Origin of the sequence: Pseudomonas sp. S04 (genome assembly GCF_009834545.1) — a bacterium.
Lineage (GTDB): Bacteria > Pseudomonadota > Gammaproteobacteria > Pseudomonadales > Pseudomonadaceae > Aquipseudomonas.
This window is the reverse complement of sequence record NZ_CP019427.1, coordinates 836,348-853,453: the sequence shown is the minus strand read 5'-3', so window position 1 is coordinate 853,453 and position 17,106 is coordinate 836,348. Positions and strand designations below refer to the sequence as shown.

Sequence of the window (17,106 nt, the reverse complement as noted above, 5' to 3'; positions counted from 1 at the left end):
ACTCATTCTCCACCATCCCGACGGCTCGCCGGGCTCTCTATTCTGGCCTATTGACGCCGCGCCAGCACCTACCAGAGCACATTTGATCGAGCGGATCAGATGGCCCCTGCACCGCTCATTCGACAAAAGTTTTAGGGCGGCAAATTGACACACCACCCACAAGGCTTTTAACCTAGCCCACAGCGATTGTAAATTGGTCTTACCAATTATCCAAGTACGCGTTCAGTGCCTGACCAACAACAATTAGGGGCCACCCCATATGCAAACCTGGCAACAGCTCTACAGCCCGCTCGGCAGTCTCGGCTTGTCCGCGCTCGCGGCCGTTATCCCCATCGTATTTTTCTTCCTGGCCCTGGCCGTGTTCCGCCTCAAAGGACACGTCGCCGGCAGCATCACTCTGGCGTTGTCGATCCTGGTGGCAATCTTCGCCTTCCAGATGCCGGTCGACATGGCCTTCGCCGCCGCCGGTTATGGCTTTGCCTACGGACTGTGGCCGATTGCCTGGATCATCGTGGCCGCCGTGTTCCTCTACAAACTGACGGTCAAGAGTGGCCAGTTCGAAGTGATCCGCAGCTCCGTGCTGTCGATTACCGATGACCAGCGCCTGCAAGTGCTGCTGATCGGCTTCTGCTTCGGCGCTTTCCTCGAAGGCGCGGCGGGCTTCGGTGCACCGGTGGCCATTACCGCCGCCCTGCTGGTAGGCCTTGGCTTCAACCCGCTGTACGCCGCCGGCCTGTGCCTGATTGCCAACACCGCACCCGTCGCGTTTGGCGCGCTGGGCATCCCGATCATCGTCGCCGGCCAGGTGACGGGCATCGACGCCTTCAAGATCGGCGCCATGACCGGCCGCCAGCTGCCGCTGCTGTCGCTGTTCGTGCCGTTCTGGCTGGTGTTCATGATGGACGGCATGCGCGGCGTGCGGGAAACCTGGCCAGCCGCCCTGGTGGCCGGCCTGAGCTTCGCCATCACCCAGTACTTCACCTCCAACTTCATCGGCCCGGAACTGCCGGACATCACCTCGGCCCTGGCCAGCCTGATTTCCCTGACCCTGTTCCTCAAGGTCTGGCAGCCTAAACGTACCGCTGGCGCGCAGATCGCCGGTGTCACTTCGGACGCCGTAGTCACCGCCAGCGTCGGTGGTTTCGGGCTCAAACGCAGCAGCGTGGCTTCGCCCTACAGCCTGGGTGAAATCATCAAGGCCTGGTCGCCGTTCCTGATCCTCACCGTGCTGGTGACCATCTGGACCCTCAAGCCCTTCAAGGCGATGTTTGCCGCTGGCGGCTCGATGTACAGCTGGGTGTTCAACTTCGCCATCCCGCACCTGGACCAGATGGTGGTCAAGGTCGCCCCGATCGTCACCAACCCGACGGCCATTCCTGCGGTGTTCAAGCTGGACCCGATTTCGGCGACCGGCACGGCGATTTTCTTCTCCGCACTGATCTCGATGTGGGTGCTTAAGATCAATTTCAAAACTGGTCTGACCACTTTGAAAGAGACCTTCTACGAACTGCGCTGGCCGATTCTTTCGATCGGCATGGTGCTGGCGTTTGCCTTCGTCACCAACTACTCGGGCATGTCGTCGACCATGGCCCTGGTCCTGGCAGGCACCGGCGCGGCGTTCCCGTTCTTCTCGCCGTTCCTCGGCTGGCTGGGCGTGTTCCTGACCGGCTCGGACACCTCCTCCAATGCCCTGTTCAGTTCGCTGCAAGCGACCACCGCGCACCAGATCGGCGTCAGCGACACCTTGCTCGTGGCCGCCAACACCAGCGGCGGCGTAACCGGCAAAATGATCTCGCCACAATCGATCGCCGTGGCCTGCGCCGCGACCGGCCTGGTGGGCAAGGAATCGGATCTGTTCCGCTTCACCCTCAAGCACAGCCTATTCTTTGCAACCATTGTCGGCCTGATCACACTGGCCCAGGCCTATTGGTTCACTGGCATGCTGGTGCACTAAACAACAGCGAAAGAACCGACGCCGTGGCCCGCCTGCGGCGTCTGCAACTCACAACCCGGTCTGCAAGGTTGCTGAAAGCTTGTCGCTTTACAGTCAGCAACCGCAGCGGACGGATAACCGGGACCACCCGGAGACACGCCTGATGAGCGAGCTTTTCTACAACGCCGTGCCGAACGCGACGCGGGTTGCCCCGCCACTGCCTGAACCGCGCCAGTACCCCAGCGTAAAACCGCCGCGGGTCTACCTGTTCGGCACGTGCGTGGTCGACCTGTTCTATCCCGAAGCCGGGATGGACGCGATTCACCTGCTGGAGCGCGAAGGCATTCGCGTGGAGTACCCGCAAGGCCAAAGCTGCTGCGGACAACCGGCCTACACCTCGGGTTACACCGAGCAGGCACGGACCGTGGCGCGCTCGCAACTGGCGTTGTTTGCCGGGGATTATCCGGTGGTGGTGCCGTCGGGTTCCTGCGCCGGCATGCTGCGCGAACACTACGCCGACTTGTTCAAGGACGAGCCGGACACTTTGCTGCAAGTCCAGGCGCTCGCCGCCCGCACGTATGAATTGGCCGAGTTCCTGCTGTTTGTCTGCAAGGTGCAGCTCAAGGACAGCGGCACACCGGTCAAAGTGGCCCTGCACACGTCGTGCTCGGCACGCCGCGAGATGAATACCCACCTGCACGGTCGCGAGTTGTTGGCGCAACTGAGCAACGTGGAACGGGTCAACCACGATCACGAGAGTGAATGTTGTGGCTTTGGCGGGACGTTCAGCGTCCGTATGCCAGACATTTCCGGCGCGATGGTGGCGGACAAGACCCGGTCGTTGAAGGAATCCGGCGCCCACCAGGTACTCAGTGCCGACTGCGGTTGCTTGATGAACATCAACGGCTCGCTCGAGAAACAGCAGGCAGCGTTGCGCGGCCAACACTTGGCCAGCTTCCTCTGGCAGCGAACCGGAGGTGCCCGATGAGCACTTCCACGATTATTCCGACGGTCAGTGTCGACGAAGATTTTCGCGCCCGGGCTCACAAGGCTTTGGACGACCAGCAACTGCGAAACAACTTTCGCACTGCGATGGATTCACTGATGACAAAACGGGCAGCGTCCTTCAGCGATGCCCACGAAAGAGAACATTTGCGCGCGCTGGGCAATGCTGTCCGCGCCCGCGCGTTATCCAAGCTGCCCGACCTGCTCGAGCAACTTGAACAGAACCTGACCCGCAACGGTGTGACAGTGCACTGGGCGGAAACGGTGGACGAGGCCAATGGCATCGTCCTCAAGATCATCCGCGCTCACGAGGCACGGCAAGTGATCAAGGGCAAATCGATGGTCAGCGAAGAGATGGAGATGAACCATGTCCTCGCTGAACAGGGCATTGAATGCCTGGAATCGGACATGGGCGAGTTCATCGTCCAGCTCGACCACGAGAAGCCTTCACACATTATTATGCCGGCGATCCACAAGAATGCCGGTCAGGTCGCGTCCTTGTTCCACGACAAACTTGGCGTGGAGTACACCAAGGACGTTGACCAACTCATTCAGATCGGGCGCAAAGTCTTGCGCCAGAAATTCTTCGAAGCCGACATCGGCGTCTCCGGCGTCAATTTCGCCGTGGCTGAAACCGGCACCCTGCTGCTGGTGGAAAACGAAGGCAACGGCCGCATGTCGACCACCGTACCGCCGGTGCATATCGCCGTCACCGGGATCGAGAAAGTCGTCGAGAACCTGCGCGACGTGGTCCCGCTGCTGTCGCTGCTGACCCGCTCGGCCCTCGGCCAGCCGATCACCACCTACGTCAACATGATCTCCGGTCCGCGCCAGGCCCACGAGCTCGACGGCCCGCAGCAAGTGCACCTGGTGCTGCTGGACAACGGCCGCAGCCAGGCCTTCGCCGACAGCGAACTGCGCCAGACCCTCAACTGCATCCGCTGCGGTGCCTGCATGAACCACTGCCCGGTCTACACCCGCATCGGCGGCCACGCCTATGGCGAGGTCTACCCTGGGCCGATCGGCAAGATCATCACCCCGCACATGGTCGGCCTGGCGAAAGTCCCCGACCACCCGAGCGCGTCCTCCCTGTGCGGTGCCTGCGGTGAAGTGTGCCCGGTGAAAATCCCGATCCCGGCCCTGCTGCGCCGCCTGCGCGAAGAGAACGTCAAGGCACCCGACACCCCGCACCAAGTCATGCGCGGCCAGGGCAGCAAGTACTCGCGCAAAGAGCGTTTCATCTGGAACGCCTGGGCCAGGCTCAACAGCTCGCCGACCCTGTATCGGTTGTTCGGCTTCTTCGCCACTCGCCTGCGCGCGCTCACGCCGAACAACCTCGGCCCCTGGACGCAAAACCACAGCGCGCCAAAACCGGCCGCCCGCTCACTGCACGACATGGCCCGCGAGCATCTGGGCAAACAGGGGGATCGCTGATGAGTGCCAAACAGAACATTCTCGCCAAGCTGCGCCACAGCCTGACGGGTACCACACCCGTGCCCGACAACTTCGATGAAGCGCTGGTGACCGAGCCCTACACCTACACCGCCGAACAACGCATCCCACAACTGCGCAAGCTGATGGAAGCGGTGCACACCGAAATCCACCTGACCTCGGCTGACGGCTGGCCGGCATTGCTCGCGCAGCTGTTGGCCGAGCGCCAGTTACCCAGCCTGTTGATCGCCCCGACCACCGCCCACGGGCAACGCGTCACCCAGCACTGGGCGCAACATCCCGGGCTGCCGACGCTGAAAGCCTACGACCGGCCGGTAGAACAGTGGAAATCCGAGTTGTTCAACGACACCCCGGCCAGCCTGACCGCCACCCTCGGCGCCATCGCTGCCACCGGTAGCCTGATCCTCTGGCCGACCCGCGAAGAACCGCGCTTGATGAGCCTGGTGCCGCCGGTGCATTTCGCCCTGCTCAAGGCCAGCGAAATCCGCGACAACTTCTATCAGGTACAACGCGAATTCAACTGGGCCCAAGGCATGCCGACCAACGCGCTGCTGGTGTCCGGCCCATCGAAGACCGCCGATATCGAGCAAGTCCTGGCGTACGGCGCCCACGGTCCGAAAGACCTGGTGGTACTGATCCTGGAGGACCAATGACCCTACCGACGGCTTTCCTGCGCGACGTGCAGCAACTGATTCCCCGCGAGCGGCGTTTCGACGACCCGCTGTCGACCCTGGCCTTTGGCACCGACGCCAGCTTCTACCGGCTGATCCCGCAACTGGTGATCCGCGTCGAGTCCGAAGACGAAGTGGTCAGCCTGCTGCAACTGGCCCAGCGCGACCGCGTCCCGGTGACCTTCCGCGCGGCCGGCACCAGCCTGTCCGGCCAGGCCATCAGCGACTCGGTACTGATCGTGCTGGGGGACAACTGGAACGGCCGCGAGATTCGCGGCCAGGGTACCCAGATCCGCCTGCAGCCGGGCGTCATCGGCGCTCAGGCCAACGCCTGGCTGGCTCCTTTCGGGCGCAAGATCGGCCCGGACCCGGCCTCGATCAACGCCTGCAAGATCGGCGGCATCGTCGCCAACAACGCCAGCGGCATGTGCTGCGGCACCGCCCAGAACACCTACCACACCCTGGCCGGGATTCGCCTGGTGCTGGCCGACGGCAGTCGCCTGGACAGCGAGGACCCCGCCAGCGTCGCGGCCTTTCGTGTCAGTCACGCCGACCTGCTGGAGCGCCTGGCGACCCTGGGTCGCGAGACCCGGGCCAATGCCAGCCTGGCGGCAAAAATTCGCCATAAATACCGTCTGAAAAACACCACCGGCCTGTCACTCAATGCCCTGGTGGACTACGACGAGCCTGTGGATATCTTGAGCCACCTGCTGGTGGGCTCCGAAGGCACCCTGGGCTTCATCAGCGCGGTGACCTACGACACGGTGATCGACCATCCACACAAAGCCTCGGCGCTGATCGTCTTCCCCGACGTGGAAACCTGCTGCACCGCCGTCACCGTGCTGAAAAGCCAGCCGGTCTCGGCGGTGGAACTGCTGGACCGCCGCAGCCTGCGCTCGGTGCAGGACAAACCCGGGATGCCGGCGTTCGTCCAGCAACTGTCGAGCCAGGCCTGCGCCTTGCTGATCGAGTCCCGCGCCGCCACGTCGGCGCTGCTGGAGGAACAGCTGGCGCAGATCACGAGCTCGCTGGCGCCCTTCCCGGTGGAAAAACAGGTCGACTTCACTCAGGACCCCGCGGAAAACGCCAAGCTCTGGGCGATCCGCAAAGACACCTTCCCCGCCGTCGGCGCGGTGCGCAAAACCGGGACCACGGTAATCATCGAAGACGTCACCTTCCCGGTGGAGCAACTGGCAATCGGCGTCAACCGCCTGATCGAACTGTTCGACAAACACCACTACGACGAAGCGATCCTGTTCGGCCACGCGCTGGAAGGCAACCTGCACTTCGTCTTCACCCAGGGCTTCAACAGCCCGCAAGAAGTCGCTCGCTACCAGGCGTTCATGGACGACGTGGCGCAACTGGTGGCCGTGGAATTCGGTGGCTCGCTCAAGGCCGAACACGGCACCGGGCGCAACATGGCACCCTTCGTCGAACTGGAATGGGGCAGCGATGCCTACCAGTTGATGTGGCAGCTCAAACGCCTGCTCGACCCCAACGCCATCCTCAACCCGGACGTGGTCCTCAGCGAAGACCCGCAGATCCACCTCAAGCACCTCAAGCCCTTGCCGGCTGCAGACGAGATCGTCGACAAATGCATCGAGTGCGGCTTCTGCGAGCCGGTCTGCCCGTCCAAAGGACTGACCCTGAGCCCGCGCCAGCGCATCGTCATTTGGCGCGACATCCAGGCGAAAAAACGCGCCGGCATCGACACCCGTGAACTGGAAGAAGCCTACCAATACCAGGGCCTCGACACCTGCGCGGCAACCGGCCTGTGCGCGCAACGCTGCCCAGTGGGCATCAACACCGGCGAGCTGGTGAAAAAACTGCGCAGCCGCAGCGCCACCCATGTGAAAACCGCTAGTTGGCTGGAAGGACATTTCGCCACGGCCCTGCAAGGCGCGCGCTTCACCCTGCACGTGGCCAACGGCGCGCGGATGCTGCTCGGCGCGCCACGCCTGAGCAAACTCTCGGCCCGCCTCAGCCAACTGTCGAAAGGGCAGATTCCGCAGTGGAGCAACGCCATGCCCCAGCCGGAACGGGCGATCCGCTTCAGCCCGACGGTCAGCGATGAGCGCCCGCGAGTGGTCTACCTGGCGGCCTGCGTCTCACGCGCCATGGGCCCGGCAGCGGGCGATAAGGAGCAGACCTCGCTGTACGACAAAACCCGCGGCCTGCTGGAAAAAGCCGGCTACCAAGTGGTGTTCCCGGACAACCTCGACAACCTCTGCTGCGGCCAGCCGTTCGCCTCCAAAGGCTACGCCGAACAAGCCGAACACAAACGCCAGGAACTGCTCGGCGCCCTCCTCCACGCCAGCCGCGGCGGGCTCGATCCAATCTACTGCGACACTAGCCCCTGCACCCTGCGCCTGATGCAGGACCTGGGCGACACACGCCTGGACCTCTACGACCCGGTGCGTTTCATCCGCAGCCACCTGCTGGAGCGCCTCGACTTCACCCCGCAAGACGCCCCGATTGCCGTGCACGTGACCTGCAGCACCCAACACCTGGGCGAAAGCCAGGCGCTGATCGACCTGGTCCGGCGCTGCAGCAACAACGTGGTGATCCCCGAAGGCATCCACTGCTGCGGGTTTGCCGGCGACAAAGGCTTCACCACCCCCGAGCTGAACGCCCACTCACTGCGCACCCTCAAGGACGCCGTGCAGCATTGCAGCGAAGGCATCTCCACCAGCCGCACCTGTGAAATCGGCCTCAGCCAGCACGGCGGGATCGACTACCACGGCCTGGTCTACCTGGTAGACCGCGTGACCCAGGCCCGCCCGGCATAGGGCGCACCTGGGGTGGGTGTATGTAGGAGCGAGCTTGCTCGCGATGAACTCAACAAAAAACCGGTGCTGACTGATTCAACCCGCCGCCCCCGAGTTCATCGCGAGCAAGCCGCCAGCGGGCGCCCGCCCCTACCGTCTCGGCAAAACCGCAAAAAAAAACCGAATTCCTGCGTGCGTCTATAGTCATCTAGCTAAGCCCTGCAAAAGAGCTTAACCCCCTCGGCCAGCAGCCCCATCGACCGGCAGCACCGAGCCCTCATGCACAAGGAGATACCCATGAAGCACTCTGCAATTGCTGGATTGTTCATCACCGCTGCACTGTTGGCCTCGCCGGTGTTTGCAGCGGATGAAGACCTGTGCGATGGCAATATCCAGAAACTCCAGGATGCCATCGCCACCGCGCCCGCCACCTCGGAAAACGCCATGGACAACGCCAAGGCGGCGCTGAAGAAAGCACAGGAAGCCAAGGCTGCCGGTAACACCAAAGATTGCATCGACATCACCACCGGGACCCTGACCAAAATCCAGACCCGTACCCCCGACAAGGGCTGATGCGCGCTCAAGGCCAACCTTCGGGTTGGCCTTATCGAACGCGTTGGCGTACACTGCACAGGCTTGCTGCTCAAATTGATCCACAGAGCAGTGGGCTCGGGGCCGTTTAGGATTCGACGCCGGTTGCGAAACTTTAGGTGCATGCCGAGTTGGTAACAGAACTCGTAAATCCACTGTTGCAACTACTTATAGTTGCCAATGACGAAAACTACGGCCAGGAATTCGCTCTCGCTGCGTAAGCAGCCTTAGCCCTGAGCTTCTGGTACCTTCGGGTCCAGCAATCACCAGGGGATGTCTGTAAACCCAAAGTGATTGTCATATAGAACAGAATCGCCGTGCAGTACGTTGTGGACGAATCGGCTAAAACTCACACAACTCGCCCAAAGCACCCTGCCCTTCGGGTCGCTGAGGGTTAACTTAATAGAAACGGCTACGCATGTAGTACCGACAGCGGAGTACTGGCGGACGGGGGTTCAAATCCCCCCGGCTCCACCACTTCATCATCTAAAGACGTCCACGGACGTCTTTTTTTGTGCCTGAAATCCAGTGAAATCAAGGGTTTCAGCGCTACTGGGCTCCTCGAAGGTTTTTTGAGTTCCAGCCGTTTGGGTATTCCAAATGGTATTCCAAGCGCTCCGGTGCTATTTTTTGGAATACCAAAACGGTGTCAGAGGTAGCTCTCATGCCTGCTCCAGCCCTCCGCCTCTCTGACCGCCAGCTCAAGGCAGTCAAGGCAAAAGACAAGGATTACGTCCTCAGCGATGGTGACGGCCTTCAGCTCCGGGTCAGGAGCAATGGCTCGATGCTGTGGAACTTCAATTACCGCGAGCCGGTAACAAAAAACCGTATCAATATGGGGCTGGGCACGTACCCAGAGCTCTCGCTAGCGAACGCCAGGAAGAAAGTGGTGGAAGCACGCGAGCTGCTTGCACAAGGCATTGATCCCAAAGTGCAACGCAATGCACAGGACGAAGCCAAACGAGCGGAGACGGAACATACGTTCGAGAACATAGCCACCGCCTGGTTCGAGCTGAAGAAGGACTCCGTCACGCCGGCGTACGCCGAAGACATTTGGCGGTCGCTCACACTGCATGTATTTCCTGACTTGAAAACAACGCCGCTCTCGAAAATTACCGCACCGATGGTCATCGAACTGCTTCGCCCAATCGAGGCCAAAGGCAGCCTCGAGACAGTGAAGCGACTGAGCCAACGGCTCAACGAGATCATGACCTACGGCGTAAACTCCGGGCTGATTTTCGCTAACCCTCTCAGTGGCATTCGGGCGGTCTTCAAGAAGCCCAAGAAAGAGAACATGGCCGCGCTACGACCCGATGAGCTTTCCGAGCTCATGATCGAAATCGCGAACGCCAGCATCAAGCGGATTACCCGCTGCCTGATCGAATGGCAACTGCACACCATGACCCGTCCTGCCGAAGCGGCGACCACCCGATGGGCAGACATCAACTTCGACAAACGAATCTGGACCATCCCGCCGGAGCGCATGAAAAAGCGTCGCCCGCACACCATCCCGCTGACCGAACAGGCACTCGCGTTACTGGAGGCGCTCAAGCCCCACAGCGGCCACCGGGAATACGTGTTCCCGGCAGATAGAAATCCGCGCACCCACGCCAACAGCCAGACCGCCAACATGGCGTTGAAACGCATGGGCTTCCAGGACCGCTTGGTCAGCCACGGCATGCGCTCCATGGCCAGCACCATCCTGAACGAGCACGGGTGGGATCCGGAGCTGATCGAAGTCGCGCTGGCGCATGTCGACAAGGACGAAGTCCGAAGTGCCTACAACCGAGCTGACTACATCGAGCGCCGGCGTCCGATGATGGCTTGGTGGAGTGAGCACATCCAAAAAGCGGCCACTGGCAACCTGTCGGCATCTGCGATAAATCAAACCAGGGACCACAACGTCGTGCCAATACGGTGAGCGCTCACCGGACGCCGCTGGTAACCGAGGATGACTCTCCAGATAGAGTGATGGTTGATTTGGCGACAGCGGCGACAACGGCGACAACCCGCGTAATACCTGGTTTGCAGCATGGCGACAGAAGTGGCGACTGTCGCCATGCTGCAGGCCTCGCTCTTGGGGCTTTCTCGGCCAAGCCCACGCGAGCGGGAAGGCTCCGCATTCCCACTCGCATGGGCTCTGCGTAATTGCATCTCACTTGACCACCTAATTGCATTGCCACTGACGAGTTGTTTGCATCCGACTTGACCAGTCATTTGCATTCGCGCTGACCAGCCGTTTGCAGTTGATGGGTACACGGAAGCACAAGTGTCGAAGAACTTACCTACCTCCTGAATTTAGCGGACAATGCGCCACACACCACGATGGCGTCTAAGCCTCGAAAACTCGGCAAGTAATCGCACAGGGCGATAAGAACTGAACGTCCTAAATTAGGACAATCACTTTCAGCCCCAGCAAACCCCGAGCACCACTCAACACGCTGTACCAGATTGAGAATGACCGACCATGCATTGGATCGCCCCATCCGAAAGAGACGCTACCGCCAACTCGCTTGAAAAACGGCTGTGGGATGCTGCTGACCAGTTCCGCGCCAACTCGGGTTTGAAATCACAGGAGTACTCTGGCCCTATCCTCGGCTTGATCTTCCTGCGCTTTGCAGAGGTGCGCTTTGCCTTGTTGCGCACCAAGCTTGAAGCGGAAGGTGCTTCAACGCGCAGGGGTAGCCGGGTAGATGTACCAGAGGCCTACCATGCAGAAAGCACGCTGTACTTAAGCCAAGAAGCGCGCTTTGATCAGCTGCTTACACTGCCCGAGGCATCGGACATCGGCGGTGCTGTCAACACCGCTATGCGTGAGATCGAGAAGCATAATCCCAAGCTCGCTGGCGTGCTGCCCAAGACCTATAACCTATTCACCAGCACCCTGCTCAAGGAGCTGTTGAAGAAGGTCTCCGAGATACCGGCCACCCTCGACTACGACGCCTTTGGCCGCATTTACGAATACTTCCTCGGTGCCTTCGCAATGAGCGAGGGCCAGGGTGGTGGCGAGTTCTATACCCCCAGCAGCATCGTGCGCCTGCTCACCGAGGTGATTGAACCCTTCCACGGTCGCATTCTTGACCCCGCTTGCGGCTCTGGTGGCATGTTCGTTCAGTCGGCGCGCTTTGTGGCCGAGCATCAGAAAAACCCCGCCGCCGAACTCTCCATCTGCGGCGTCGAAAAAACCGATGAAACTGGCCGCCTGTGCCGCCTCAACCTCGCGGTACACGGGTTGGAAGGCCAGATAAGCCACGGCGGTAACGTCAACAGTTACTACGACGACCCGCACCATGCCGTGGGCCAGTTCGACTTCGTGCTGGCCAATCCGCCGTTCAACGTTAATGCCGTAGACAAAGAACGCCTAGGTGACATGGTTGGTCCTGGTCGCCGCTTCCCCTTCGGCTTGCCGCGCACTGACAACGGCAACTATCTTTGGATTCAGCTGTTCTACTCGTCTCTGAATGCAAAGGGCCGCGCCGGCTTCGTAATGGCCAACTCGGCCTCAGATGCACGCTCCTCCGAGCAAGAAATGCGGCAGCAACTGATTGAAGCGCGAGCCGTAGATATAATAGTCGCCGTTGGCACCAATATGTTTTACACCGTCACCTTGCCGGTGACCCTGTGGTTCCTAGACAAAGGCAAGGCCTATACCTCGCGTGCCGATACGGTACTGTTTATCGACGCACGCCATATCTACCGCCAGATCGACCGCGCCCACCGTGATTGGACAGCTGCGCAGATCGGCTTTATCGCCAACCTTGTGCGCCTGTATCGCGGCGAAGCACTCGACCTCACCCATGGCGGCGAAGAAGCTGCGGCCAAGCTCAAAGAAGTGTTCGGCCAGCAACCTACCTTTGCCGACGTGTTAGGTCTTTGCAAAGCCGCCACGCTTGAGGAAATCGAAGCACAGGGCTGGTCGCTCAATCCCGGCCGCTATGTCGGCGTTGCGCAAGGCGAGGATGTCAGCGACGAGGACTTCAAGGAGCAGTTGGAAACGCTAAACGAGGAGTTGGTAATGCTGAACGCTCAGTCACGGGAACTGGAGCAGACCATCGCCGAAAATGTGGCTGAGATTCTGGGGGCTTGAGGATGGCGACCTGGACAATCAAACGAATGCAGGACATTTGCGAGGTCACGTCGAGCAAACGGATTTACGCGACCGAACTAGTTGCTATTGGTGTTCCATTTCTCAAGAGTAAGGAAATTATTGAGAAGGTAAACGGACAAGAAAACACCAGTCTTTTATACATTTCGGAGCAGCGTTTTCAGGAGATTGCCCAACAAACAGGGTCGATAGAGGCTGGAGATGTTCTTCTAACTTCCAGAGGCACCCTGGGGATCCCATACGTCGTGAAGTCCTCAGATCGTTTTCACTTTGCGGATGGAAATTTAACCTGGTTCAGGAGGTTTAATGGCTTAGATAGCCGCTACCTGCGTTTTTTCTTTATGTCCCCAATGGGGAAAGCTGAGTTGAATAAATGCGTAATCGGATCGTCCCAGCAGGCGTACACAATTTCAGCTCTCAAACAAATAAAGATAGCTCTGCCCGGACTTCCAACCCAGCAACGCATCGCAGACATTCTGTCGGCCTACGATGAACTGATCGAGAACAGCCAGCGGCGTATCAAGATACTAGAGTCGATGGCCCGCAGTCTTTACCGCGAATGGTTCGTCCACTTCCGCTTCCCCGGCCACGAGAACGTCCCACACATAGCGTCCTCCCTAGGTGAGATTCCGATGGGGTGGGAGGTAAAAAAGCTGGGCCGCCTTGCTGAGGAAATGCGACGCAACATACGCAAAGGCGGGCTTAAAGAAGAGCAGCCGTATGTTGGTCTTGAACACATACCACGTCGATCGCTTGCACTGGATGCATGGAAAAAAACAAATGAACTCGGCTCAAACAAACTTGAGTTCAAGAAAGGTGAGATTCTCTTCGGGAAAATCCGACCGTACTTTCATAAAGTAAGCATCGCTCCGTTCGACGGACTGTGCTCAGCAGACACCATCGTCATCCGTTCACGGCAACCCGAATATTACGCAATCGTCGTTAGCTGCGTTTCAAGTGACGAGTTTGTCGCTCATGCAACAGCAACCTCAAATGGCTCGAAGATGCCGCGCGCAAATTGGCACGTACTTGAAGAGTACCCAGTCGTCATACCTACGCTGGAAATTGCCCGTCAATTTTCGGCAGTAATTGAGCCGTCGATTCGACAAATGCAAGCGCTGGTCTTTCAAACCATCAGCCTCCGCCGCACTCGGGACCTGCTACTACCGCGCCTGCTCTCCGGCCAGATCAACGTAGATCCCTCCGCATGAGCATGAAAAAGAGCCTGAGTAAGCTGGAGCGCGTGCCGCTATTGTCAAAGCCTACTGTGACAAGGCCTTCTCACCCCCACGACCCACTGCTACCGCGCTAGCCCTCTGGCTAGATTGACCTCAAGGACGACCGAGAAATGAGCGCTTACGCCTACAGTGAAGACCAACTCGTCGAGCAACCTGCCATCGGATTGTTTGCTGATCTCGGCTGGCAGACGCTGTCGGCGATGGAAGAAACCTTCGGTGCCAGCGGCACTCTGGGACGCGAAACCAAGAGCGAGGTTGTTCTGGCCGCCCGCTTGCGCGCAGCACTGTGCAAGCTCAACCCAACGCTCCCCGCTGAAGCCATCTCCGCCGCCATCGACGAACTGGCTCGCGACCGCTCCGCCATGCTTGCGGAAGCCGCCAATCGCGAGACCTATCAACTGCTCAAGGAAGGCATCACGGTGTCCGTGCCTGACCATGTACACGGCGGCCAGAAGATTGAGCGCCTGCGTGTAGTGGACTGGGAGCAGCCGCAGAACAACGACTTCCTACTGGTCAGCCAATTCAGCGTGACCGGCGCGCTCTATACCTGCCGACCCGACTTAGTGGGCTTCGTCAATGGATTACCCTGGGTGGTGATCGAGCTGAAGAAGCCCGGCGTACCTGCACGCGCGGCATTTGACGAGAACCTGACGCACTACAAACAGCAGATTCCTGGGCTGTTCTGGTTTAACGCATTGATGATCGCGTCCAACGGCACGGACAGCCTGGTTGGCTCGCTGACCGCCGACTGGGAGCGCTGGGTCAGATGGAAGCGTATCGAACGCGAAGATGAGCCGCGCCGGGTGTCGCTGGAAGTGATGCTGCGGGGGACATGCGACCCTCGTCGCCTGCTGGATCTGGTCGAGAACTTCACCCTGTTTTCCGAACACAAGGCCGGGCTGGTCAAAATCATCGGGCAGAACCACCAGTTTCTCGGCGTGAACAATGCCATCGCCTCGATGCTGGAAGCGCGCAAGCTGGGCCATGGGCGCGGCGGGGTGTTTTGGCAGACCCAAGGCAGCGGCAAGAGCTTCTCGATGGTGTTCTTCGCCCAGAAGGTGCTGCGCAAACTGGTCGGCAACTGGACCTTCGTGGTCGTGACTGATCGGGTGGAGTTGGACGAGCAAATCGCCAAGACCTTCAAAACTACGGGTGCAGTCAGTGAGGCAGAAGGCGATGAGTGCCATGCCGCCAGCGGCGCACATTTGCGCGAGTTGCTGCGTGGAAACCACCGCTACGTGTTTACCCTGGTGCATAAATTCCAGACGCCGGAGCTGCTCTGTGACCGCTCAGATGTGATCGTGCTGACCGACGAGGCGCACCGCAGCCAATACGACACGTTGGCGCTGAACATGCGTGCGGCATTGCCCAAGGCGATGTTCCTGGCCTTTACCGGCACGCCGCTCATTGCCGGCGAAGAACGCACCAAAGAAATCTTCGGCGACTACGTTTCGATCTATGACTTCCAGCAGTCCATCGAAGACGGCGCCACCGTGCCGCTGTTCTACGAGAACCGCACGCCAGAATTGCAGCTTATTAACCCGGACTTGAACGAGGACATCTATCAACTGATCGAAGATGCCGAACTCGACCCAGACCAAGAGGCCAAGCTGGAGCGCGAGCTGGGCCGGCAATATCATCTGATCACCCGTGATGACCGACTGGACACTGTGGCAGCCGACATCGTGCTGCACTTCTTGGGCCGTGGTTTCGTCGGCAAAGCAATGGTGGTGTGCATCGACAAGGCCACCGCGCTGCGCATGCACGACAAGGTTAAACAGCATTGGGCTACTGAAACCGAGCAGGTTCGAAAAGAACTGGGTGAACTCGCGTACCAAGGACATAGGGGCGGAATGACCCCAGACCAGGCAAGACGCGATGTGCGCGCAGTCGAACTAAAACAGCGCCTAGAGGTGCTGACCAGCACCGACATGGCGCTGATTGTTTCACCAGGGCAAAACGAAATTCAGCAAATGCAGAGCCTAGGATTGGATATCGAACCGCATCGCAAAAGGATGTTCGAGTCGAATCCGGGATTGGATGAGAAGTTCAAGGATACGGAAGACCCGCTGCGCATCGCCTTCGTTTGCGCCATGTGGCTGACCGGCTTCGACGCACCAAGCTGCTCGACGATCTACCTCGACAAACCGATGCGTAACCATTCGTTGATGCAAACCATTGCGCGTGCCAACCGTGTTTTCCCTGGTAAACACAGCGGCGTTATCGTCGATTACGCCAACGTGTTTGCCTCCCTGGAAAAGGCGCTGGCCATCTATGGCGCGGGCAAAAATGGGAAGAAGCCGGTCAAAGACAAGCAGCAGTTGGTTGAAGACTTGCGTAAGACTGTGGCTGAAGCGACCACATTCTGCGCCGCTCATGGCGTGATATTGGGTGAGATCGAGGCAACACCCGTCGGTAGCCTAGAGCGCTTGCAGTGCATCGCTGACGCAATGAACGAACTGATCTCACCTGATTCATTGCGTCGTGACTTCTTTGCGCATGAAAGGCTGGTTAGCACGCTGTACCAGGCAGTCAAACCTGATCCGTTTGCACTGGAGTTTGTTAGTCGTGTTGCCTGTATATCGACGCTGGCTGAGTGTATCCGCACCAGTCTGAACCCGAACCCGCCCGATATTTCGCAGGTAATGAATAACATCACCGGTTTGCTAGATCGCTCAATCACCGGGCATGCCATCCGCGAGCAAGGGCCGCCGGCGCTGGATCTATCAAAGATCAACTTCGAAGCATTGGCCAAGCGTTTCAAGGAAGCCAAACATAAGAACACCGACCTTGAGCAACTCAAGTCAGCGATTCGCGCCAAGCTTGAAAAAATGATCCAGCTGAACCGCACTCGCGCCGACTTTGCCGAGAAATTTGAAGCGCTGATTGAGAGCTACAACGCCGGTAGCCGCAGCATTGAAGAGCTTTATCAGGAGCTGTTAGACCTAACCAACAACTTGAATCAGGAGCAGGAACGGCATGTCCGCGAAAACGTAACCGAAGAGGAGCTGGTCATCTTCGACATCCTCACTCGTCCTGCCCCAGACCTCAGCCCAGAGGAGCTTACTGCGGTCAAGAAAGCCGCCCGAGAACTGCTGGCCCGCCTCAAGGAGTTGCTCGTCATTAACTGGCGACAGAAGTCCACGGCTCGCTCGCAACTAAAGCTAGCCATTGAAGACGCACTGGACATCGGCCTACCTCGCGCTTATACGCCAGAACTCTACAACCTGAAGTGCTCAGCAGTATTTGAGCATGTGTATGAGAGCTACCCGGAGCGAGATTCGGGCGTGTATGCCTCGGCGCATTAGATAACTTGCTGCACTTACGGATCTGTGCAGGCAGT

General features: G+C 59.4%; 10 protein-coding genes and 1 other RNA gene. All 11 read left to right on the top strand.

All coding sequences use genetic code 11. The features are described 5' to 3' along the window. The first annotated feature begins 259 nt into the window (after positions 1 to 259). The 11 genes from PspS04_RS03600 to PspS04_RS03550 all read left to right on the top strand — a co-directional run bounded on the left by PspS04_RS03600 (position 260) and on the right by PspS04_RS03550 (position 17,071). A complete protein-coding gene (locus PspS04_RS03600; protein WP_159993696.1) occupies positions 260 to 1,954 on the top strand; it encodes a lactate permease LctP family transporter in 1,695 nt (564 codons plus the stop codon). Positions 1,955 to 2,096: 142 nt separating this feature from the next. Then, entirely contained in the window at positions 2,097 to 2,921 is an 825-nt protein-coding gene (locus PspS04_RS03595; protein WP_159993694.1) for a (Fe-S)-binding protein, read from the top strand. Next, positions 2,918 to 4,372, top strand: coding sequence for a LutB/LldF family L-lactate oxidation iron-sulfur protein (locus PspS04_RS03590; RefSeq protein WP_095169487.1), 1,455 nt, complete (start codon positions 2,918 to 2,920; stop codon positions 4,370 to 4,372). Before PspS04_RS03595 ends, PspS04_RS03590 begins: the two co-directional genes overlap by 4 nt. Further along, positions 4,372 to 5,043: a LutC/YkgG family protein gene (locus PspS04_RS03585; protein WP_159993692.1), complete on the top strand. Its 672-nt coding sequence runs from the start codon at positions 4,372 to 4,374 to the stop codon at positions 5,041 to 5,043. Before PspS04_RS03590 ends, PspS04_RS03585 begins: the two co-directional genes overlap by 1 nt. Beyond that, positions 5,040 to 7,850, top strand: a complete 2,811-nt coding sequence (locus PspS04_RS03580) for an FAD-binding and (Fe-S)-binding domain-containing protein (RefSeq protein ID WP_159993690.1) — start codon at positions 5,040 to 5,042, stop codon at positions 7,848 to 7,850. The genes PspS04_RS03585 and PspS04_RS03580 overlap by 4 nt, the downstream gene beginning before the upstream one ends. Positions 7,851 to 8,126: 276 nt before the next feature. Next, on the top strand, positions 8,127 to 8,402 hold the full coding sequence (locus PspS04_RS03575; RefSeq protein WP_095169490.1) for a hypothetical protein: 276 nt from the start codon (positions 8,127 to 8,129) through the stop codon (positions 8,400 to 8,402). Between the two features lie 98 nt (positions 8,403 to 8,500). Beyond that, positions 8,501 to 8,897, top strand: a transfer-messenger RNA (tmRNA) gene (ssrA, locus tag PspS04_RS03570). 187 nt (positions 8,898 to 9,084) lie between these two features. Beyond that, positions 9,085 to 10,341: an integrase domain-containing protein gene (locus PspS04_RS03565; protein ID WP_159993688.1), complete on the top strand. Its 1,257-nt coding sequence runs from the start codon at positions 9,085 to 9,087 to the stop codon at positions 10,339 to 10,341. Positions 10,342 to 10,887: 546 nt separating this feature from the next. Further along, entirely contained in the window at positions 10,888 to 12,507 is a 1,620-nt protein-coding gene (locus PspS04_RS03560) for a type I restriction-modification system subunit M (protein ID WP_159993686.1), read from the top strand. Between the two features lie 2 nt (positions 12,508 to 12,509). Beyond that, positions 12,510 to 13,736 (top strand): restriction endonuclease subunit S, encoded by a 1,227-nt coding sequence (locus PspS04_RS03555; protein ID WP_159993684.1) that lies wholly within the window; start codon positions 12,510 to 12,512, stop codon positions 13,734 to 13,736. A gap of 137 nt (positions 13,737 to 13,873) precedes the next feature. Next, the gene (locus tag PspS04_RS03550; protein ID WP_159993682.1) at positions 13,874 to 17,071 is read left to right on the top strand and encodes a type I restriction endonuclease subunit R; all 3,198 of its coding nucleotides are present in this window, start codon (positions 13,874 to 13,876) and stop codon (positions 17,069 to 17,071) included. Positions 17,072 to 17,106 lie beyond the last annotated feature (35 nt).

Bases quoted from the DNA above. Each gene is read 5' to 3' on its own strand.
- PspS04_RS03600 (WP_159993696.1), top strand. From the start codon at position 260: ATGCAAACCTGGCAACAGCTCTACAGCCCGCTCGGCAGTCTCGGCTTG.
- PspS04_RS03595 (WP_159993694.1), top strand. From the start codon at position 2,097: ATGAGCGAGCTTTTCTACAACGCCGTGCCGAACGCGACGCGGGTTGCC.
- PspS04_RS03590 (WP_095169487.1), top strand. From the start codon at position 2,918: ATGAGCACTTCCACGATTATTCCGACGGTCAGTGTCGACGAAGATTTT.
- PspS04_RS03585 (WP_159993692.1), top strand. From the start codon at position 4,372: ATGAGTGCCAAACAGAACATTCTCGCCAAGCTGCGCCACAGCCTGACG.
- PspS04_RS03580 (WP_159993690.1), top strand. From the start codon at position 5,040: ATGACCCTACCGACGGCTTTCCTGCGCGACGTGCAGCAACTGATTCCC.
- PspS04_RS03575 (WP_095169490.1), top strand. From the start codon at position 8,127: ATGAAGCACTCTGCAATTGCTGGATTGTTCATCACCGCTGCACTGTTG.
- PspS04_RS03565 (WP_159993688.1), top strand. From the start codon at position 9,085: ATGCCTGCTCCAGCCCTCCGCCTCTCTGACCGCCAGCTCAAGGCAGTC.
- PspS04_RS03560 (WP_159993686.1), top strand. From the start codon at position 10,888: ATGCATTGGATCGCCCCATCCGAAAGAGACGCTACCGCCAACTCGCTT.
- PspS04_RS03555 (WP_159993684.1), top strand. From the start codon at position 12,510: ATGGCGACCTGGACAATCAAACGAATGCAGGACATTTGCGAGGTCACG.
- PspS04_RS03550 (WP_159993682.1), top strand. From the start codon at position 13,874: ATGAGCGCTTACGCCTACAGTGAAGACCAACTCGTCGAGCAACCTGCC.